This is a genomic window from Legionella navarrensis (genome assembly GCF_052527415.1).
The window spans coordinates 183360-203391 of sequence record NZ_JBNVZR010000002.1 but is presented as its reverse complement, the minus strand read 5'-3'; the positions used below and the strand labels follow the sequence as shown (position 1 = coordinate 203391).

Below are 20032 nucleotides of genomic sequence, written 5' to 3'. Positions count from 1 at the left end.
ACAGCGCCAGAAAATTTAAGACTAATCCATTACCAGTTCTTCGACTTTCAGTTTTTTCCCAAGACCAAGGGCATCTATATCCGCCCTTAGTTTGCTGCCCAGGGCCATTTCGTTGAATTGCCTGATTTCTGCCATGGTGAGGAAATGATCGTTCTTACCCGAACTGTATTCAAAAGAGTCCTCAACCGCGATGCCAACCTCTCCCATCGCATTCAGGGTGTAGTTCACGTCCCCGCGATGAAATTTGATAGTCGGTCGAATAACGTAGTGATCCATAAACTCAAGAGTCAGATGGGAATCATCTGCCGGACACATGATTTCGTGCAGCTTTTCACCTGGTCTTATACCGATGTATCGTTTTTCCAGGTTGGGAGCCATCACTTCAGCAAGGTCCACTATTCGCACGGACGGGAGCTTAGGTACAAAAATCTCTCCACCATGCATGCGCATAAAGCCTTTGTTTACAAAATCAACGCCCTGATCGAGGCTGATCCAGAATCGGGTCATGCGCTTATCAGTAATGGGCAGGTAAGTCGCCTTTTCCTTGAGCAGTCTCAGGTAGAAGGGCACGACTGAACCTCGTGAACCAACAACGTTACCATAACGAACAACAGAGAAAATGGTCCCATCCTTGCCAGCCATGTTATTAGCCGCAATAAACAGCTTGTCTGAAGCCAGTTTGGTTGCACCGTAAAGATTCACAGGATTGGCTGCCTTGTCAGTTGACAATGCAATCACTTTTTTTACACGATTATTGATTGCGGCGCTGATGATATTTTCAGCTCCATGAATATTGGTTTTAATGCACTCAAGAGGATTGTATTCTGCGGCAGGAACCTGCTTTAATGCTGCGGCGTGAACGACATAGTCAATCCCATGCATGGCCTCATTTAAACGTGCCTTGTCGCGAACATCCCCAATAAAATATCTCATACAGGGAGCATTTATGAACTCACTCATTTCTGCCTGTTTAAGTTCATCGCGGGAATACACTACGATTCTGTTAGGAGAATAATTGCTCAGAACATTTTTAATGAACTTCTTACCGAAAGATCCTGTTCCACCTGTTACCAAAATATTTTTATTATTAAACATAAGGCTATCCATAATTTAAATTTAATCCATTAACTAACTCCCGCTTTCACTATCACATAAGTTTCATAAAATCTCAACCACATACGATTCACAAGGCGCGGGCTTAAATTATCGATCTGTTGGTCATACCCAATCTTTTTGCTAGAATGTCGCGATGAAGCAGTTAAAGGGATCTTATCTTTGTATTCAATGCAGATTGTCAGTTACTGCCGGGGGGATGAATTCAGCCGGTTTGCCACAGGGTTTGTTGCAGCCATCAATTACCACTCACCCGGACAGCTTGTGCACCTGCATGTTGTTAACCCCCCTCTCAGTTTTTCAGAACAGGCAGCATTACTCAGGCAATCCGCCCGCGCCATAGAAATATCTTTCAGTACAGAAACATCCCTTACCGATAATGAACAGGACTTATTGCCCATCGTCCTTGATAAGTTGAGTAACGCAGACTGCAATACCCTGTATTTGCGCATCGACAGCCTGGTACAAAAGGACCTGCTCATTTTTTTAAACAGGCTGCATGCCACATCCATTGCTTTTTCATCCAATATGTTTAATGCAATGGCTCCGCCGGCTTTATGGATACAACCCTCTCGGGCAACATTCCGCTTTTTGAACAAGGCAAGGTCACAGAATCTTAAAAATACAGCTGATTTGATGAGGCTGATAAAACGGAGCCGATCTCCGCTTTATCAGGATTTAGGACAGGATCTGGTTTCCAGTCAGCTTTCAGACCATAGTGTTGTGTGCTGCAATGCCGAAGTGCGTCCGTTTGATAACACCTTAGGTCCGTCATTGTCATCAGAGAGACGAATCGCCGTCATCACGCGCCGGGTAGATCTGCCCTTTAAAGCAGGCATAAAGTACACCTTTAACAGCGCTCTGCGTAGAATTCATGACCATACACGCCTCTTTTGGCAGTATTTTCCCAAAATTATCCGGGATGCGCATGTACTCAATAATGAAAACGCCGAAATTATCTGCCTCCCGCATGAAAAAATTACGCCTGAGTTCATCAGCGGCCTGCCACATGAGGTTATTTATCTTCCACACGGCAACAAAATTCAGTTTCAGGATGACAGGCTCTTTTTTTATATGCAGGAAATCTATCCGTTTTTTTTTACTATCGACCGTAATGGCTGGGGCTCAACCAGCTCACACTATGGGAAGCATGCTTACGAGGATATTATCGACTGTCAACAGGCAGAAGCATTCTGTCAGGAAGTAAGGCAGTGCAAAACGACCAAATATCTGCAGCAGACGGCACCCATACCGCCGTTCGACGTATTCTTTCCCCTGCAGATACCCGATGATGATTCTCTGGTCTTCGGCTCCGCCTACAGTCTTCGCGATATTGTGCACGCGGTTATCGACTGGGCTGAGCAGTATAAAATCAGGGTTCTGTTCAAATGTCATCCAATCAGACCCTCACTGAGATATTTAGGAATGAAACGGCGTTCAGCCTGGGTCCAGTTTATCAAGGCAGGTGAACTACACGACATCCTGTCGCGCGCCAGGGTTGTTTTCGTTGCCAACAGCAGCGTTGGTTTTGAGGCCATGCTGCATTTCAAACCCATCGTTCATTTTGCCCGGGCTATATATGACGTCGTCGCAACGGCAGCTGAGCCCTCTCCACAGGCCATCCAGACTGCCTACCTGGCAGCCCTGCAGCAAAGCGATTTAAAGAAACGCTACTTACAGTTTATCCAATGGTATATTTTCAATACAGGCCATCTTGTCAGGCCACCCTCGCTGTCTCTTCTCATTGACAATCAGAAAATCAAAGTCCCGGTACAAGGCTACTGCGATGAGATGATTTCTTACAACAATCTTAACACTCTGCGCGATATTTATTCGTCTCGCCACGATGGGTTTTTGCGGTACGCGATCACCCGTTTTCAGACCATAAAAAATCTCCTTGCCCAATAAATTTTCAAGAAATAACAGAGACTGTTTTTTTTTATCATAATAATTGATTTTTCGGGTGAAAATGCTAATACTGACAATGACTTTAAATCATAATATAAGGATATATAAATGAACTGGTTAATAGGATTAGGTTTAATTGCTTTGGTAATTGGCGGTGCGTTAGCGTTCTCTCACGACAGCGATAACGACGGCTACACTGGCTAAAGATTTTTCGCAGTGAGCTTCACTTCGCCTGCTCTCCTCGTAGATTTAACATTTTTGAGTACTGCTGTATTATTTTTTCAGGAAAATAATACAGCAGTACAAAAACCAAACAAAAGTGCCCAGTGATTCTGGTCCTTGTTTTTGAAAGGGGCATTGGAAATGGCGACTCAGGTCAGAACTTCCTGGCAGGTAATGAGAGCATCCATTGTTGCATTACTCATTCGAAATATACAAAAAAAATTCATTACATCCATCAACAGCAGCCGCTCAATGGGAATTTTTCTCGTTTTTTTTGAGCCTGTATTGCACGTGGTCATCTGGATGGTTATGCGCTCATCCCTTGGCATGGCCAATTCCGGCGGGCTGGCCCCGGCGCTTTTTATCATGCTGGGTGCCATATCTTTTTTGTTTATACGTAATGCTTTTCAAAACAGCACCAATTTGATCAAGGCAAACAAGGATCTTTTCAATTTCAGGCAAATAAGACCAATTGATACGCTGCTTGCCACTGTCCTGTCGGAATTTTCCATTAGTTTCATCATTTTCATGCTGATTCTTGCCGCTTTCAGCTGGCTTGGAATTCCCTGGCAGGTTCACAATCTGTTTTATCTCCTGTTAAATACCCTGTCATTTGTGTGTCTTGCGCTGGGGGTTGGCCTCACACTGGCCATTGCCTGTTTTTTCTTTACCTTCATCAAAACAACCATGACGATCTTAATGCGTATTTTTTATATGTTATCAGGCATATTTTTCAGCGCTGAACTTTTACCTGAACCACTGCGCGAGATCATGCTGTACAACCCGGTTTTTCAGTACATCGAAATTATTCGTCAGTGTTTCAGTGGAGCGACCCTGCATCAGGACTATACCGATCCGGTCTATCTGTTTAAATGCAGCATCATATCCCTGGTATTTGGACTGGGATTGTATACCGTCAGTCGTGAGCGAATATTAATTGAGATACAGCAGCGATGATCATAGCTCAAAATGTAAGCAAATCCTACAAGGTTCAGGGCCGGCGCAAACTTGTTTTTGAAAACCTGTCTTTCCGGGTCGAGCGCGGCGAGCGCCTTGCCCTGGTTGGTCCAAACGGTGCGGGCAAATCAACCCTGCTGCGCCTGCTCTGTGGTGTTGAAAAACCCAATAAGGGAACGATAGAGCGCACCAGCACCATTTCCTGGCCCGTAGGCGTGGGAACTGGGTTCATGCCGCATTTAACGGCCAGGGAAAATACAAAGTTTATCTGTCGATTAATGGAAGTTGGGCGCGAAGAAATGCAGCAGAAAATTGCCTTTATTGAGGCATTTGCTGAAATTGGCGATTATTTTGACATGCCGCTTAAGACCTATAGTTCGGGGATGCGCTCACGCGTAACCTTTGGCATTTCGATGGCTTTTGACTTCGACTTTTATGTGGTTGACGAAAGCTTATCGGTGGGTGATGGTCAGTTCAAAAAAAAGAGCGAGCAGGTCTTCGCTCAAAAATCACAGGACAAGGGCATGCTGATGGTTTCCCACAGCATGGGAACCCTGCGCAAATTCTGCAATCGAGGTATTTTTATCAATAAAGGGAACATTCTTCAGTCAAATGACATTGAGGAAATAATTGGCCTGTACGAATCCCTGACTAAAGTCGTTGCGACGGTATAAATCACGCTTGAGGATTAATGAGGAATGGCGTAGGATTAAATTTCTTTCGAATATGGACTGGTGGAAAGCCGTTTGAAAAGATTTAAAGGGATTTACAGGCAGGTTGCTGCTTTATACAAGGATAAGCGGTTTAAAAAAACCAGCAGGCGTCTTGCGAAGCTGTACCAGGTCAAACGTATTAAAAAGGCATACAGGCAGGTTGCCTCACTGTCACGCAAATACCTTGTGCCCAAAATTAATCAACAGGCAAGGCTGACCTATGCTCATGCTCATCCGGCATGGACCAGGGCCCGCTCTACCATCGAAACGCATAAATTATTCAGCGCCGTTGTGCTGGCTCCCTGGCTGCTCTGGGCGCTGTATGTTGTTTTCATACAATCTCCAATGTATGTCAGTACCGCAAAAATCATCATTGAAAAAGACCTCGATCAATCACCCATTACTATTTCTGCCGGAATTTTTGGCAGCAGCGGCCCTGCCAACACCGCTGAAACATTCCTGACCCGGGAGTATTTAATTTCACGGGAAGCCATGAGCTCGCTGCAAAAGAGCCTGGATCTGAAAAACCACTACCAGTCCAGCCGGATTGACCTGCTTTCGCGTCTTAAAAGCGACGCCAGCGATAAGGCATATCTTGATTACTATCGCAAGATGGTCAACGCCTCGGTCGACACCAAAACAGGCGAAATCGATATTGAGGTGAGGGCATTTTCTGCCGAAAGAGCGCAACAGCTGGCGGCATCCCTGATTGAAGAGGCCCGTGGTTTCGTCAACCGCGTGTCTAACACCGTGGCCGACAAACAATACGCCTTTGCCAAAAAACAACTGAAAGAGTCCAAAATCAAACTCTTCAAAATCAGCAGACAGGTGCTGGAATGGCAGAACACCAATGGCATGTTTGACCCGACTGAGTCCGCCAAGGTGGTGGGTAACGTGATGGCACAGCTCAAAAGTAAACTGGTTGAAAAGCAAACGGATCTGATTGCCTTTTCGTCGTTCATGCAGCCCAACTCCAGTAAAATTATAGCCCTGCGCGAAGAGATTGAAGCGCTGAAAACACAGATCGAACGACAGACCTCGGACCTCTTGAGCAAGCGCGAAGACGATGGGCATCTGAACCAGATTATGTCGGACTACGAATGGATCCAGTTAAAACTGAAATTTGCGCAGGCAGAATACCGCTCCGCTCAACAGGCCTTTGATGCCGCCGCCGTTAATGTGGCCAAACAGAAAAACTCGGTTATTGAAATTGAGTCGCCTAATCTGGCCGACGAATACGAGTATCCCAAAAAGTTTTATGAGCTAACCAATCTGTTTATTTTGTTGCTGGTCTTGTTCTTCCTGATCAAGATGACTATTAATATTGTTCAAGAGCATATTGACTGATGAAAAATATGAATCGCCTGTTTCTCCTGCTGATCTGCCTTGTCGGTCTGATCTGTTTCAATCCGCTCTTTGCTCAGGCTGCGGCCAACACGCCGTCCGGGCTGTCCGACAGCGAAACCAATGCCGGGCTGATTGCCTTTGATCAAAAAAACCATGAGGATGATGACGACGACGAGTCAACCAGTGCCACCCAGTTTTCGTCACTGGCATTTTCATCGCCTCAAAACACACGTCACTCCAATAACAACATCAAAATTAACCAGCAGGATCGTGTCGGTGCGTTTATACATGACCAGTTGCCTGTTTTTGGGCAAAATCTGTTCGGCACGCAATGCCTTAAATTCAAACAGACACGCTTCTTTAATCCGAAATACCTGATAACCGTGGGCGATCAGATCAATCTGCAGATGTGGGGCGCCTATCAGTTCAATAAGGAGCTGCTGGTAGACACCCAGGGGAATATATTCATTCCCGAGGTAGGCCCGGTCAAGGTAGAGGGCGTTGAAAACCGTCATCTGAATAATGTGATTCAACTGCATGTTAAAAAAATATTCAAACGCGACGTCAGCGTGTACGCCGATCTGGTATCGGTACAGCCGGTACAGGTTTATGTGACGGGCTTTGTTAATTCCCCAGGCCTCTACGATGGCCTGTCGTCCAACTCCGTAATTTATTTTCTCTGCGCCGCGGGCGGCATTAACCTGAAGGAAGGCAGCTTCCGCAGCATTCATGTCCTGCGTAACAGCAAGGTCATTCATGATATAGACCTGTATGATTTCATCCTGCGCGGCCAGATAGAACCCTTCCAGCTGCATCAGGGCGATACCATCGTGGTTAACTCGCAAAAATACAACATTTCAGCCGCGGGAGCGGTCAAAAACCCCTATCAATACGAATGGAAATCCAAAACCATCACCATGGCAACGCTGGCCAACCTGGTAAACGTGGACCCCAGCGTCACCTTCGTCCGAATACAGCGTAACTCCGGCAACAAACCCCTGCTGATTTACAAACCCATCAGCGAAGCGATGCGCATGGATCTGCAATCTGGAGACAGCGTCAGTTTTGTTGCCGACAACGAGGTTGAGCAGATCATTGTGACGGTCAAAGGACAGGTGAAAGGACATCATCAATATGTGTTGAAAAGCGGCTCGACTCTGGCGGATTTGATGAAGCAGGTACAGGTAACGCCGGAAGCGCGCCTGCAAAACCTGCAGCTTTTCCGCGAATCCATTGCCAAACAGCAGAAAGAGGCCATCAGCTCCAGCCTGGCTCGTTTTGAGCGGCAGGTGATGACCAGCACGCCCACCTCCGATGAGGACGCCAAAACTCAGGCGGCTCAGTCTGATATGATCATGAAGTTTATCCAGGGCGCCAAAAATGTTAAAACCCAGGGGCAGATTGTGATTGGCGACATGTCGCGCTGGTCTGAAATTCCACTGGAAAACAATGACATCATCAACGTTCCTGCGGCCACATCGGTTGTAACGGTCAGTGGTGACGTGGTTAACGCGGTGTCCATCAAGGCCGAGCCTAATTACGGGATTCAGCATTACATCAACGCGGCAGGTGGCTTTAACCAGACAGCCGACACGTCCAAGGCTCTGTTAATCAAGCAGAACGGTAACGTCTATCTGCTGGCTCTGACGCGAGGCAAAAACAGTTCCGTCAGGATTGAGGGCGGTGATCAGATCATCATCGTATCCAAAGTCACATCAGAGGGCTGGAAGCTGACCGGAGTGATGTCCAAAATAGCCTACCAAATGGCGATTGCTGCCCGGGTAGCACTAACCGTGTAATGGATGCCGGCCATAACTCATGGCCGGGCAACAGAGCATCTGAACGAGAGCGACGTGCCCGGCCTATCCCTTGACCAGATCCGCCAGCAGTGACGGAACATCCGCGTGAATTTTTGGCAGCATGCGGTGTTCTCTGGGGACGAAACCGAAGCGCTCGCAGGTTTCCACAAAGGCAAACAGCTGATCGTAATACCCTTCAACATTCAGGAAGCCAAAAGGCTTGCTGCCCAAAAGACCAAGGCGCATGGCACTCCAGGTTTCGAAGATTTCTTCGAGCGTCCCCAAACCGCCGGGGATGGCAATAAAGCCATCGGATTTTTGCAGCATCAGATGCTTGCGTTCCGCAATAGTATCCACTATCAGAAACTCGTCCATGGTTTTCAGTGGCTCTTCGATATCCATCAAACCTCTGGGCATGATGCCGATAACCGTTCCGCCCTCTTGTTTGGCTGATATGGCCAGATCACCCATCAGACCCAGCCCCGATCCCCCATAAACCAGGGTTATTTTTCGTCGGGCAATCTCAGCCCCAAGCTCAATGGCCGCCTGCTTAACAGCCGGATTGCTGCCCTCGCGCGCGCCCAGAAACACACAAATCGATTTCATGACATCTTGTCCTTTTTTTAATTTTTAACGGTATAATAAGAATCATATCACTCAACTGGAACAAGCGTGCGTAAACTTTCTCTGATTGACAGAATGCTTAACGAAGTCGATACGGCACTCAGAACCCTGCTGCCGCCTCAAAAGCGAATCAGCAATCGTCCCTCACCAGCTCAGAACATGGATGATGCGCCTTTGTCAGCACGAGAAAAAAAACACGCCGCCGGCCTGATGCGCGTCAATCACGCCGGTGAGGTGTGCGCTCAGGCGCTTTACCAGGGACAGGCCTTAACAGCACATTTGACCAGAATCAGAAAGCAGATGGCAGAAGCCGCCGCAGAAGAAGTGGATCATCTCGCCTGGTGCGAACAACGCCTGCAGGAGCTGGACAGCAAACCTGGCCTGCTTAATCCCGTCTGGTATTTCGCCTCGTTTACGCTGGGCGCCCTGGCCGGCCTGGCAGGGGACAAAGTCAGTCTGGGTTTTGTTGCCGAAACGGAAGATCAGGTCAGTGCTCACCTGCAAAAGCATTTACGCAGACTACCGGCCCAGGATGAAAAATCACGCACCATTTTAATGCAGATGCAGGCAGACGAAGAGCATCATGCCGATCAGGCCAGAGAAGCCGGCGCCATCCCCTTGCCAGAGCCTGTAAAAAAATTAATGTCAATGACCTCACAATTAATGACTCAAACAAGTTATCATATATAGTACTGTTTCCATTTGGTTTTGACAGGTAAAAATATTTTAACTCACTGCCAGCGTACCGCGGACAAGCCGCGCTACGCTGGCGTCTTAGAGTGCCAGGAAAAAACGATGAAAACAGTATGAGAGCACAAGTATACAGGGAATGTGACTTTCCATAGGGAAGAGAGAGGGATTGCTTAATGATGCACAAGGGTTTGGTTTGGGACAGGCTGTTTCACTCAGCGGCCATGCTGTTTGCGTTTGCAGTTCTGGCATCCATGCTCAGTATTTTAGTCGTCCTGTTTCAATTCAGCGCCCTGTCGATGAAAACCTTTGGCCTGGATTTTATCTTTAGCCAGTCATGGGACCCCAACACCAATCAGTTTGGAGCGGCAGTACCTATTCTGGGCACGCTGATTTCTTCGTTTATTGCCTTATCGATAGCAACCCCCCTGAGTTTAGGGATAGCGGTTTTTTTGACACAAATCTGCCCGGCCAGAATAGTGCAACCCATCCGCATAGCTGTAGAACTGCTGGCCGGTATTCCCAGTATTGTTTATGGCATCTGGGGACTCTTTTTCTTTGCTCCTTTTTTTCAGGAAACAATAGCGCCGCTTTTAAGCAACACCATTGGGAAGCTGCCTTATATCGGCCTGCTTTTCAGTGGTCCATCCATGGGCATAGGCGTTCTGCCTGCGTCAATTATTTTAGCGATAATGGTTGTACCCTTTATCTCCGCGGTCACTCGTGACGTGCTGGACATGGTTCCCCATGAGTTAGCAGAATCAGCATATGCCATGGCAGCAACGAAATGGGAAGTCATCAGGCAGGTCATTCTACCGTACAACAAGGCAGCGATACTGGGAGCTGTCATGCTGGGACTGGGCAGAGCGCTCGGCGAGACGATGGCTGTTGCCTTTGTCATCGGCAACTCTCATGAGTTTAATCTCTCGCTTTTAATGCCCGGCTGCACCATTTCGTCCGTTTTAGCCAATGAATTTACAGAGGCTTCTGGAGGGCTTTATACCTCATCATTAGTTGAACTTGGCTTGGTTTTGTTTTTAATAACCACATTCATATTGGCGATTGCGAGAGCATTGTTATTAAAATTTGCTAAAAAAGAAGGGATTAAACGATGACAGGTTATTATCGCCGTCGGCAAATAAGTAATGGTCTCTGGTTGACTCTTTGTGTTGCAGCCGTTCTCTTCGTCCTTTTCTGGCTTGGCTGGATTCTGTATATTTTATTGCTTGAAGGACTGCGGAATTTTGAATTTTCAGTTTTTACGCAGATGACCCCACCACCCAATACAGGCGGTGGGCTGGCTAACGCCCTGTGGGGAAGCTTCTTATTGGTAAGCTTTGCGGTGTTACTGGCAACACCCATCGGAATCATGACAGGAATCTATTTATCTGAGTTTTCGCAGACGCCCATAATGTCTGCGATCATTCGCTTTACCAATGATGTATTTCTGAGCGCACCCTCTATCGTCATAGGACTTTTTGTCTACCAAATCATGGTCAGACCTGTGGGTCATTTTTCAGGCTGGGCTGGCGTCGTTGCTCTTGCTCTTATTGCGATACCCCTGATTGTACGCACTACCGATGACATGTTAAGTATCATCTCCCATAATCTGCGTGAGGCTGCCGCGGCCCTGGGAGCGTCTCAGTGGGTTATCATTGTCAAGGTTGTCATGCGCCAGGCAGGCAGGGGAATTATTACGGGTATTCTGCTGGTTATCGCCCGCATCAGTGGCGAGACAGCTCCACTGCTGTTTACCGCATTGAACAATCAATTCTGGAGCAGTAACCTGCAGAAACCCATCGCAAACGTGCCTAATGTCATCTATCAATTTGCCATGAGTCCTTATGAAAACTGGCAGCAACTCGCGTGGAATGGCGCTTTTATTATTACATTATGGGTTTTAGCCTGTAATTTGCTTATTCGGTTACTTACTAAAAACAATAAACATCGGTAAGGTTTGGAAAATGGACTCTCTTCCAGTAAAAATAGCAGTAAAAGACCTCAGCTTCTGGTATGGTCTTGATCAGGTTTTATTTAATATCAATATCACGTTCAAAGAAAAACTCATTACTTCCATTATTGGTCCTTCGGGTTCAGGAAAGTCGACTTTTCTGCGAACATTAAATCGAATTTTTGAACTGCAGCGACGGCATCGTTTAAAAGGCGAAATACTGTTTAATCAGGACAACATACTGGATAAAAACTATGATGTCCGCCTGTTGCGCAGTAAGGTAGGCATGGTATTTCAAAGACCAACCCCCTTTCCCATGTCTATTTTTGATAATGTTGCCTTTGGACTCAGACTGCGTGAAAGAGTAAAAACCAGCATCCTGGAAGAGTGTGTGGAGCGGTCTCTTCGCAAGGTAGGTCTCTGGGACGAAGTTAAAAATAAGTTATCTCACAGCGCCATAGGCCTGTCCGGCGGTCAGCAACAGCGTCTATGCCTGGCCAGAGCCATTGCCATCGAACCTGAGGTTTTGCTTCTGGATGAACCCTGCTCAGCGCTGGATCCCATTTCAACACAGCGTATTGAAGAGTTGATATTAGAACTGAAAAAAGATTACACCATCATCATTGTTACACACAATATGCAGCAGGCATTGCGAATTTCCGACTACACGGCCTACTTTTTCATGGGCAAGCTGCTTGAGTTTAATACAACCCATGAAATTTTTCACAACCCACATAACGAATCTACGCTACAATATGTGAGAGGCCGACTGGGATGACAATCAGGAGATAACAACATGGGATGTTTCTATCAAAAGGGAATGCTTGCAGGAATCCTGTTTACAGGAATGACTTTTTTAGCTTCGGCTGTAAATGCGGCAGAACTGACCGGAGCGGGCGCGAGTTTTCCGGCACCGCTTTATGCCAAATGGTCGGCAGATTATAAAAACGCCTCTCAAATCGCGGTTAACTACCAATCAATCGGTTCAGGTGGCGGAATCAGACAGATTGAAGCAAAAACAGTCGATTTTGGCGCCTCCGACATGCCCTTAAGCGCGGCAGAGTTAGACCAGCATAATCTTATGCAGTTCCCTACGGTCATTGGCGGTGTTGTTCCCATTATCAATATCCCGGGAATGGAAGCAGGCAGGCTTAAATTAACCGGCCCGGTAATGGCCGGCATTTTCTCTGGTAAAATCACAAACTGGAATGATGACGCCATCAAAAAAATAAATCCTGATATACAACTGCCTGATTTACCAATTACCGTTGTGCATCGCGCCGATAGCTCAGGTACCAGCTTCCTCTTCACGACCTATCTTTCTGATGTTGACTCCGATTGGAAAGCGAAAACGGGAGCAGGAACTACCGTCAGCTGGCCTGTGGGTTTTGGCAGCAAAGGCAATGAGGGCGTTGCCGCCTATGTTCAGCGCATCAAGGGGGCAATTGGTTATGTTGAGTATGCCTATGCCTTTCAAAATAAAATGATTTACACCCTCATGGAAAATCAGGCCGGAAAATTTGTATCTCCTGGTATTGAGTCTTTCAAAGCGGCAGCAAAATCTACCGACTGGGATAAAAAGCCTTCTTTTGATGTCATCCTCGTTAATCAAATGGATGAAGGCGCCTGGCCAATCTCAGGAGCGACCTTCATTTTAATTTACAAAACCCAGGACTCAGCCCAGACTGGCCAGGAGATTCTGAAATTCTTCGATTGGGCCTACAAAAACGGCGCACCGGCAGCGGAGTCTTTATACTATGTCCCCTTACCCGAGAGTCTGGTCAGCAAGATTCAAGACAGCTGGAAAAACTCTGTCAAAGATGCGAAAGGCCAGGCATTATGGCCGATTGCCTCTCAATAAAACAGAACCTGCGGGTCACTGAAAAAATTGCAGCCCGGATTACGACTGCGCCTAATCCGGGCCACGTGTCCGTTGTGAAATCCATGAGTTTTTGTCCAGCACAAAGAAAATTTCAAAGGATAACAAGACCTTAATTGATAAATCCCCTTCTTCTGCGATATACTCGCCGCGAATCTGAGCCAGACTTTCATCACAACACAGATTCCGAAAAGTTATTAAGGCGTAAAGGAATACAGGATGAAACTGGATTTATCTGTAAAGGACCGAACTTCTTCACTCTCAGGCGTTTCTGCTTCTGTTTTAACAGCCGTTCTTTCCCTGAACGTTATTACCCCGCCGCAGGCTCAGGCCGCTTCCCCCGCATCGCAGGAACAACAGATCAGGGCCCTTGAAGAAAGAGTGCGTGTTCTTGAAAAGCTGCTGCTTCAACAAATGAACAGCGGCAAAGTCACGGTGGCTTCGCGTCAGAAGATCGTGCCACGGAAAACCAAACCTGCCCCGCACCGGGCCAAACCGGCACCCAGACCCGCGATTGTCAAAGCAGCTCCACCTCCGCCAACGTCTGCCTTGTCAAAAAATAAAAAGATTTATTTAGACGGAATAACCATCACACCCGTTGGTTTTTTTGCCGGAGAAGGCGTGTACCGCTCACGCAGTGAACAAACGGATATCGGATCCACATTCAGTGGCATCCCGCTGGGTAACTCTCCCCTGCACTATATGAATGAAGCCAGGCTCTCTGCCCGCCAGTCCCGTCTCGGCGCACTGATGGAAGGGCAGGTCAACCCTGACACCCTGTTGTCCGGTTATGTTGAGCTGGACTTCCTCGGTAACGGCACGGCCAACTCCAATGAAAGCAATTCCTTTGACCTTAGAATGCGTGAATTTTATGCCAATGTTGACTGGAATAAGTGGGGGTTCCATCTCCTCGCCGGCCAAAACTGGTCGCTGGCAACCACCAACTTTAAAGGGATCACACCCCGCAACGAGCCAGTCCCCCCGACTATTGACGCGCAGTATGTTGTTGGCTATGTCTGGAAACGCCAGACTCAGCTGCGTATTGTGAAAAATATGGGCGAGCTGCTTACGGCGGCCCTGTCTATTGAAAATCCACAGACCACCTTTGGTGGCACCCCATGCGGTACAGCCCTGGGCAACGGCGTGCTCAGCCAGTTCTGCTCAGCCCCAGGCGTTCAGTCTCTGCCGTCAACTACAAACTTCTCGCTTAACCATAAGCCTGATGTTATTGCAAAACTGGCCTATGAGCAGGTCTTTGGCGATCATCGCGTGCACATTGAAGGATTTGGACTGTATCGCAGTATGTATAACAGAGTGCAGTGGTTCCCTAACGTCAACATCAATACGAACACACCAGCCGGAGGACTTGGCGCAGGCGCGGTTATTGAGGTTCTACCCAAACGACTTGACCTCCAGGGCAACCTGCTTGGCGGCCGAGGGATCGGCAGCTATGCATCAGGTCTCTTGCCTGACGTGACGATTGCCTCAAATGGTTCTTTAGCACCCATTCCAGAAGTTGTGTTTATGGTGGGTGCGACCCTGCATGCTACCAAAAAGCTTGATCTCTACGTGTTTGGCGGCCAGGAAAAACAAAAGGCCAGGTACTTCCAGGTTGGAAATAACTTCTTTGGCTATGGTGTTCCCAATGCCAATAATACCGGCTGTTCCGTGGAAAACCTTGGGGTTTGTGCCGGAAACACCCGCCTGCTCTGGCAGGTTACGACTGGCCTGTGGAATAAGTTCTATCAAGGCTCATATGGCGAATTACGTGGCGGTCTTCAATACTCTTACACGGTTAGAGAACTCTTTGCAGGAACGGGTGGCCAGGCCGATGTCGCTTCACCGAAAAATATTGGCTACCACACCAGTGATCACATGGCTTTTGCCAGCCTGCGTTATTATCCTTTTTATGTGCCTCCACAGCCGGTATCTGAGAGCTATACTAAATAGGAGACCGGTTAAAACAGAACTGATACGTTTAACGAGGTTATATTAAGATGGATTTTAATTCACTCTACAATCAGAAAGCGTTCCAGTCCGTTGATCGCAACTATGCTCGCGCGCTTTTTAAAAACTCTGCGCTGATTAGCCTGTTTCCTGATGAATACCTCTTTCATCAGGGAGCAATAGGTCGGGGCATATATTTTGTTCTCAAGGGAAGCATGAATGTCATCCTGGAAATTGAGCAGGAAAATAATTTACCCAATAAAGAACTTATCCTTGATACATTAGAGCCTGGTACCTGTTTTGGTGAAATATGTTTTCTTGAAGAGCAGCCCCGTACCGCAAGTGTGAAAGCGGCCGAATTCTGCGAATGCATTTATCTTGACAGACAGGTACTGTCCAATGGATTGCGTCTTAAAGACATTAACGCCTATCAATTGAACGTCAACCTGGGTCGCATGGTGGCAAGCCGGCTGGGAAAATTAAATCAGAAGATATACGAGCTCTGCAAAAGTGAGCCCTCGTTTATTGATAAATTTTCCAGTCAACGCCCTTAACGTAGCTCTGCTGTTTTGCCGTGAATGTGATTTTACCAGGCAGGATCGCAGCTTGGCATGTCAGAAAGGCGATAGATTCTGTATAATGGCATAACATGCGTGATAATCAGGGAATCAATATGAATAAGGCTTTTTTTACCGGACTATTGGCAGCCGCAGTCGCTCTGTCCCTGTATTTGTATCTGACCTGGCCTCCCGCCGCGCAACCTACGCCACAATCCGAAATTTTTAACAGCCAGATTGCTGCCTTTGACTACGATGGCCTGCACAAGGACGTGACCAATCAACGCCTGTTCAATGGCGACGCGGTTATGTTTCTGAGGTTTTCATCAGACAACAAGGTATATTTTTTCAGCTCACTGGCCGAGCTTCAGGCCTATGATCCCGGTCACAGCGGTTTTATCGCGCTGAACACGCCAGGATTTTCCGACTACATCCTCGGCCAGTACTTTAAGGACAGCCGAACGATTGAGTATCAGTCCATGCAAAAATCCGGAATTGCGGGCATCACGCTGACGTACAATGACCAGGGACAGGCGATATCGGGCACGGTCATTCTGGCAGATAATTCACATCGTAACATCAGTATCGTCCCCATCAACGACAGCTTTTTGCTGCTGGCCACCCTGAAATCATCGAGTGAGATGAATATAAATTAATGACAGGCGGCAGTGGATGTTGATCAACGGCATAGAAATTCAGCTTACGCGCAGGTTCGTTAAGCAACTGCGTTTAAGTATTCATCCGCCCGAGGGCATGGTTCGGGTTACCGCTCCCTGGTTCGTCAGTCAGGCCGAGATTCATCGCATGATTACCAGCAAAATGTCATGGATAGAAGAAAAGCAGGCCGCCTTTCGTTTGCAAAAGACTGCGCCAAAACCGATGTTTGTATCGGGCGAAACACATTATGTCCAGGGCAAGGCTCACAGCCTTCAGCTGATTGAAAAAGATGGGCGTCCGAGGGTGTTTACGCAGGAACCCTCGATGCTGATAATGCAGATTTCAGCCAGCGCCTCGGCAGCCGAGCGTGAAGCGGTACTAAACGCCTGGTACCGGAACGAACTGAAACGGCTCGTTCCCTCATTGATTGAAAAATGGGAGACCATCATGCAGGTCAAGGTACTGGAGTGGCGCATCAAAAAAATGAAAACCCGCTGGGGAACCTGTAACGCCCGCGCGCGCCGGATATGGCTGAACCTTGATCTGGCCAGGCAATCGGGCGACAGCCTGGAATACGTAATCGTCCACGAGCTGGTGCATTTTTTTGAACGGCATCACAATGCCCGGTTCAAAGCCTATATGGATACGTATTTACCAGACTGGCGTTCCCGCAAGGCCCAGTTAAATGCAATAAAGCCGTAGGTTGGGCCAAAGGCTTAACCTACAAACATAACGCCATCCTCTCAAAGCCGGAAAAGGACAGGCTGTGATGCTTTCGTAATGGCTGGGTGCTGCTGTCGAAGGTCAGTGCTGGAAAACGGTCCAGCAGGGCCTGAAACACCAGATTCATTTCCAGGCGCGCCAGTTTCGCCCCCAGACAGAAATGAGCACCGTATCCATAGCCAAGATGCGCCTGGCGCGCTTCCTGAACTATCAACTCATCCGGACGCTTAAAATAAGTCGGATCACGATTGGCGGCGTGCGTTGAAATAAAGATAACCGATCCGGCTTTAATGAACTGTCCACCCAGCATCGTATCCTGTCGGGTCACTCTGAAAATAAAGGTAACCGCCGGATCAAGACGGCTGCACTCCTCCAGATAGCGATCAAGGTACTCTCGCTGCTCAGCCAGCATGTGCCACAGACCTGGCTCAGACAATAAAATATACGCATTATTGCACAACTGATCGGTGGTGGAGACCTGTCCCGCGACCAGCATCATCACCGCCTGAGAAATAATGTCGTCATCCGTCAGGTCAAAGGCCTGTTGATGAATCAGCAGGCTGCTTAAAAAATCATCCCCGGGATGCGATCGACGCTGCTCAATCAAGCCTGCAAAATACTCATAAAGCTTTTGGGCACTGTGATTTACCTTGATCCCATCCGCATCCAGATAGCTGGTGGAGCCACCAAAAAACTGCGTCATGTTGTTGGACCAGCGGTAAAAATCCTCGCGCTCACCGGCTGGAATGGCAAACAGCTCAGCCAGGGTGCTGGAAGGGATGATCTCAGCCAAATCCCTCACAAAATCAAAACTCCCCTGTTCAATAATCTTTTGCAGGCAATGTGCAATAGCCTGTTCTATGACAGGCTTCAACTTCTCGATGCTCTGCGTACCAAAGCCATGGTAGCAGATACGGCGCCGACTGGTATGAGCCGGAGCGTCACTCATCACCATCATACGACCAACCACTTTGAAAAAATCCTGGATCAGAGACAAATTCATTTCTGGCATGCGGGATATAAAAAAGGGGCTGCGATCACAACTGAACGCCTCGCTCAACAAGACCTCTTTCGCCAGATCATAAGACGTGATCACCCAGAATTTACCTGGCTCCCACCAATAGATATCGCCCATTTCCCGTACCAGACGACTGAACTCTTCCGGCGTAGACCGCTGTTTTAACTGCATCAGTGAATACGTTGTCATAAAATCTGAATCCTTCTTAAATGCCGTGGCGTGGTTTTGTGAAAGGCATGGCGACCGTGCAGCAGGGAGACGTTATCAGCAATCAGATAATCGCCCGCCTGCCATTGGTGTTGATAACAATAAGCTGACTGACGCATTCGTGCGCTAAATCCGGCCAGAATGGCAGACGATAGCATTGGCGATTGATTCTGTACGGTCACCGTTACGGGGTTCAGATAGGTCTCACCGACTGGCTCGGCAAAGCGCAGCATGGTGCGCCCACTGTCTGGGTGTTGATTGACCAGATTCCGGGTAATATGACCGCCATAATGCGCCAGCTTTTCCGTGGCAAAACTTAACTGATACTGGCGCCATTGTGCCTGTTCTTCTGCACTGGCCTCGTCCCACACCCGCTCTGTGTTAACAAAGAGGGTTTCACCACCACTGCCTGCTTCCGGCGCTTCGATACAGTGAAATAATAAAAACCGCGGTTCCTGATAAAATGCACCATCCCAGTGCAAAGGCACATCCCCTTCAGTGAACAGATAGTTTCTGGTGTCTTTATCCACCTTCATTTCCATCACCGGACCAAAATCCCAGGACAGAAGCCTGGCCTGTGACTGGCACCAGGATAATAATCTATCCCGGTCCAACTGCTGGAAACCCCGTAAAAGCACGAGTTTTTCCTGCGTTACCGTACTCAGCACGCCCTGCAGACAAAGATCGGTCAAATGATCGCTTTTGTCCGGTCTTATCACACAGGGTTGAAAATGATTAATCCACATCAGCAGGCCTCCAGTACATAATGATCATGTTGCAGTCTTGCTCCCAGGCGCTCGGCATCGGCGCGCTTGATCAGCTGCCAGCCCTGCTGGTTTTTCAGCAGCACATTGTGCCATGGCGTGGCCCAGCGGTTGCCGGCTGCCAGAAACTGTATGCCGAGCTTCTCAGAACCACAGGGCTGCGGATGAATGGACAAACGCAAGCCCAGGGGAAAGCGGGAGGCCAGCAGATTGGACCAGGCATTGGAGCGCCGGATAACCTCATAGGTAATTTTTTTGGCTTCGTTTCGCACTTTGTTTTTTGATTGCTCCGGTTTTAAAAACAGCAGGTCTTCGGTCATAAAACGATGTATTCCGTTAAACTGATAGAGGAACGCTTTGTCCATTTGCAGGCGTCGCTGCATACGCTCCAGCGACTCACCGTACTCCAGCATCAGTCTGGCCCGCATGGCCGGCTCCTCGAGGCCGGTGTACTCATTTTCCAGCGACCAGGTGCTCAGATAGGTCAGTGACTCCTCAGCCAGAATTCGCTCAATACCCTGCTGATAAACACTGACCTCGTCATCGCTGACAAAGACCAAATCATTAAATACACGACCATCCGAACAAATCAGCAGCCTGATGCCAGGCGGATGCAGGCAGTGCAGTCGCTGACACAGGGCATTCAGGTTACGCAGCGCCATGACTTCAGCCAGATCCGGCTGAGCTGAAATAGTTTTCAGGCGGTTGGCTGATTTAGCAGGAAATGCCGGCAATATCAGCATCAAAGGCTGCTGAGTCTGGATCGCCTGCCTGATTTTTTGTTTAGGTACTGCCTGACAATTAGCGCAGGTCAATCCATGATTGCGCTTATCAAGATGCTCACTGTGCCGCACATTGGCCATCAGTATCGCCATCATGTTATGAGCCGTTGTCTCTGTCTGATTAAGTAACATGCTTTTCCTCCTTTTATTCTCTCTACTGAGCAATTTTTTAAT

19 protein-coding genes are annotated in these 20032 nt (G+C 48.0%); 14 read left to right on the top strand and 5 right to left on the bottom strand.

Translation table 11 applies throughout. The features are described from left to right. Positions 1-21 precede the first annotated feature (21 nt). Positions 22-1095 (bottom strand): UDP-N-acetylglucosamine 4,6-dehydratase (inverting), encoded by a 1074-nt coding sequence (gene pseB / locus ACQUTA_RS02645; protein WP_444986639.1) that lies wholly within the window; start codon positions 1093-1095, stop codon positions 22-24. A 189-nt stretch (positions 1096-1284) separates the two neighbouring features. Between pseB and ACQUTA_RS02640 the strand changes: the two genes are divergently transcribed. The 5 genes from ACQUTA_RS02640 to ACQUTA_RS02620 all read left to right on the top strand — a co-directional run bounded on the left by ACQUTA_RS02640 (position 1285) and on the right by ACQUTA_RS02620 (position 8059). Beyond that, positions 1285-3021 carry a capsular polysaccharide export protein, LipB/KpsS family gene (locus ACQUTA_RS02640; protein WP_444986666.1) on the top strand — a complete coding sequence of 579 codons (1737 nt, stop codon included), beginning with the start codon at positions 1285-1287 and terminating at the stop codon, positions 3019-3021. Between the two features lie 363 nt (positions 3022-3384). Beyond that, positions 3385-4200 carry an ABC transporter permease gene (locus tag ACQUTA_RS02635; RefSeq protein WP_444986638.1) on the top strand — a complete coding sequence of 272 codons (816 nt, stop codon included), beginning with the start codon at positions 3385-3387 and terminating at the stop codon, positions 4198-4200. After that, positions 4197-4874 carry an ABC transporter ATP-binding protein gene (locus ACQUTA_RS02630; protein WP_444986637.1) on the top strand — a complete coding sequence of 226 codons (678 nt, stop codon included), beginning with the start codon at positions 4197-4199 and terminating at the stop codon, positions 4872-4874. The genes ACQUTA_RS02635 and ACQUTA_RS02630 overlap by 4 nt, the downstream gene beginning before the upstream one ends. Positions 4875-4946: 72 nt before the next feature. Further along, positions 4947-6260, top strand: coding sequence for a KpsE/RkpR family capsule polysaccharide export protein (locus ACQUTA_RS02625; RefSeq protein ID WP_444986636.1), 1314 nt, complete (start codon positions 4947-4949; stop codon positions 6258-6260). After that, a complete protein-coding gene (locus ACQUTA_RS02620; RefSeq protein WP_444986635.1) occupies positions 6260-8059 on the top strand; it encodes a polysaccharide biosynthesis/export family protein in 1800 nt (599 codons plus the stop codon). Before ACQUTA_RS02625 ends, ACQUTA_RS02620 begins: the two co-directional genes overlap by 1 nt. Positions 8060-8122: 63 nt before the next feature. Here ACQUTA_RS02620 and ACQUTA_RS02615 read toward each other — a convergent pair whose 3' ends face one another. Then, positions 8123-8665 (bottom strand): LOG family protein, encoded by a 543-nt coding sequence (locus tag ACQUTA_RS02615; protein ID WP_444986634.1) that lies wholly within the window; start codon positions 8663-8665, stop codon positions 8123-8125. Between the two features lie 66 nt (positions 8666-8731). Here ACQUTA_RS02615 and coq7 point away from each other — a divergent pair, with 66 nt between their 5' ends. The 9 genes from coq7 to ACQUTA_RS02570 all read left to right on the top strand — a co-directional run bounded on the left by coq7 (position 8732) and on the right by ACQUTA_RS02570 (position 17066). Further along, a complete protein-coding gene (gene coq7 / locus ACQUTA_RS02610; protein WP_444986633.1) occupies positions 8732-9373 on the top strand; it encodes a 2-polyprenyl-3-methyl-6-methoxy-1,4-benzoquinone monooxygenase in 642 nt (213 codons plus the stop codon). Positions 9374-9549: 176 nt separating this feature from the next. Next, a complete protein-coding gene (pstC, locus tag ACQUTA_RS02605; RefSeq protein ID WP_444986632.1) occupies positions 9550-10488 on the top strand; it encodes a phosphate ABC transporter permease subunit PstC in 939 nt (312 codons plus the stop codon). Continuing rightward, positions 10485-11327, top strand: coding sequence for a phosphate ABC transporter permease PstA (gene pstA / locus ACQUTA_RS02600; protein ID WP_444986631.1), 843 nt, complete (start codon positions 10485-10487; stop codon positions 11325-11327). Before pstC ends, pstA begins: the two co-directional genes overlap by 4 nt. A gap of 10 nt (positions 11328-11337) precedes the next feature. Further along, positions 11338-12102, top strand: a complete 765-nt coding sequence (pstB, locus tag ACQUTA_RS02595; protein WP_444986630.1) for a phosphate ABC transporter ATP-binding protein PstB — start codon at positions 11338-11340, stop codon at positions 12100-12102. 18 nt (positions 12103-12120) lie between these two features. After that, positions 12121-13185: a phosphate ABC transporter substrate-binding protein PstS gene (gene pstS, locus ACQUTA_RS02590; protein ID WP_444986629.1), complete on the top strand. Its 1065-nt coding sequence runs from the start codon at positions 12121-12123 to the stop codon at positions 13183-13185. 237 nt (positions 13186-13422) lie between these two features. Beyond that, the gene (locus tag ACQUTA_RS02585; protein ID WP_444986628.1) at positions 13423-15153 is read left to right on the top strand and encodes a hypothetical protein; all 1731 of its coding nucleotides are present in this window, start codon (positions 13423-13425) and stop codon (positions 15151-15153) included. A 47-nt stretch (positions 15154-15200) separates the two neighbouring features. Next, positions 15201-15704 (top strand): cyclic nucleotide-binding domain-containing protein, encoded by a 504-nt coding sequence (locus ACQUTA_RS02580; RefSeq protein WP_444986627.1) that lies wholly within the window; start codon positions 15201-15203, stop codon positions 15702-15704. Positions 15705-15823: 119 nt separating this feature from the next. Beyond that, a complete protein-coding gene (locus ACQUTA_RS02575; protein WP_444986626.1) occupies positions 15824-16363 on the top strand; it encodes a hypothetical protein in 540 nt (179 codons plus the stop codon). Positions 16364-16379: 16 nt separating this feature from the next. Next, positions 16380-17066 (top strand): M48 family metallopeptidase, encoded by a 687-nt coding sequence (locus ACQUTA_RS02570; protein ID WP_444986625.1) that lies wholly within the window; start codon positions 16380-16382, stop codon positions 17064-17066. A gap of 19 nt (positions 17067-17085) precedes the next feature. Here the strand turns inward: ACQUTA_RS02570 and ACQUTA_RS02565 are convergent, their stop codons facing one another. From ACQUTA_RS02565 to ACQUTA_RS02555, 3 genes are read right to left on the bottom strand one after another with little or no spacing between them, the layout of a single operon-like run. Then, on the bottom strand, positions 17086-18294 hold the full coding sequence (locus ACQUTA_RS02565; protein ID WP_444986624.1) for a cytochrome P450: 1209 nt from the start codon (positions 18292-18294) through the stop codon (positions 17086-17088). Continuing rightward, positions 18291-19058 (bottom strand): TauD/TfdA dioxygenase family protein, encoded by a 768-nt coding sequence (locus ACQUTA_RS02560; protein WP_444986623.1) that lies wholly within the window; start codon positions 19056-19058, stop codon positions 18291-18293. The genes ACQUTA_RS02565 and ACQUTA_RS02560 overlap by 4 nt, the downstream gene beginning before the upstream one ends. Then, positions 19058-19990, bottom strand: a complete 933-nt coding sequence (locus ACQUTA_RS02555) for an L-tyrosine/L-tryptophan isonitrile synthase family protein (RefSeq protein WP_444986622.1) — start codon at positions 19988-19990, stop codon at positions 19058-19060. Before ACQUTA_RS02555 ends, ACQUTA_RS02560 begins: the two co-directional genes overlap by 1 nt. Positions 19991-20032 lie beyond the last annotated feature (42 nt).

Bases quoted from the DNA above. Each gene is read 5' to 3' on its own strand.
- ACQUTA_RS02620 (WP_444986635.1), top strand. From the start codon at position 6,260: ATGAAAAATATGAATCGCCTGTTTCTCCTGCTGATCTGCCTTGTCGGT.
- ACQUTA_RS02570 (WP_444986625.1), top strand. From the start codon at position 16,380: ATGTTGATCAACGGCATAGAAATTCAGCTTACGCGCAGGTTCGTTAAG.
- ACQUTA_RS02615 (WP_444986634.1), bottom strand. From the start codon at position 8,665: ATGAAATCGATTTGTGTGTTTCTGGGCGCGCGCGAGGGCAGCAATCCG.
- ACQUTA_RS02580 (WP_444986627.1), top strand. From the start codon at position 15,201: ATGGATTTTAATTCACTCTACAATCAGAAAGCGTTCCAGTCCGTTGAT.
- pstC (WP_444986632.1), top strand. From the start codon at position 9,550: ATGATGCACAAGGGTTTGGTTTGGGACAGGCTGTTTCACTCAGCGGCC.
- ACQUTA_RS02560 (WP_444986623.1), bottom strand. From the start codon at position 19,058: ATGTGGATTAATCATTTTCAACCCTGTGTGATAAGACCGGACAAAAGC.
- ACQUTA_RS02640 (WP_444986666.1), top strand. From the start codon at position 1,285: ATGCAGATTGTCAGTTACTGCCGGGGGGATGAATTCAGCCGGTTTGCC.
- ACQUTA_RS02565 (WP_444986624.1), bottom strand. From the start codon at position 18,294: ATGACAACGTATTCACTGATGCAGTTAAAACAGCGGTCTACGCCGGAA.
- pstB (WP_444986630.1), top strand. From the start codon at position 11,338: ATGGACTCTCTTCCAGTAAAAATAGCAGTAAAAGACCTCAGCTTCTGG.
- pseB (WP_444986639.1), bottom strand. From the start codon at position 1,095: ATGTTTAATAATAAAAATATTTTGGTAACAGGTGGAACAGGATCTTTC.
- ACQUTA_RS02575 (WP_444986626.1), top strand. From the start codon at position 15,824: ATGAATAAGGCTTTTTTTACCGGACTATTGGCAGCCGCAGTCGCTCTG.
- pstA (WP_444986631.1), top strand. From the start codon at position 10,485: ATGACAGGTTATTATCGCCGTCGGCAAATAAGTAATGGTCTCTGGTTG.
- ACQUTA_RS02585 (WP_444986628.1), top strand. From the start codon at position 13,423: ATGAAACTGGATTTATCTGTAAAGGACCGAACTTCTTCACTCTCAGGC.
- pstS (WP_444986629.1), top strand. From the start codon at position 12,121: ATGGGATGTTTCTATCAAAAGGGAATGCTTGCAGGAATCCTGTTTACA.
- ACQUTA_RS02555 (WP_444986622.1), bottom strand. From the start codon at position 19,990: ATGTTACTTAATCAGACAGAGACAACGGCTCATAACATGATGGCGATA.
- ACQUTA_RS02630 (WP_444986637.1), top strand. From the start codon at position 4,197: ATGATCATAGCTCAAAATGTAAGCAAATCCTACAAGGTTCAGGGCCGG.
- ACQUTA_RS02635 (WP_444986638.1), top strand. From the start codon at position 3,385: ATGGCGACTCAGGTCAGAACTTCCTGGCAGGTAATGAGAGCATCCATT.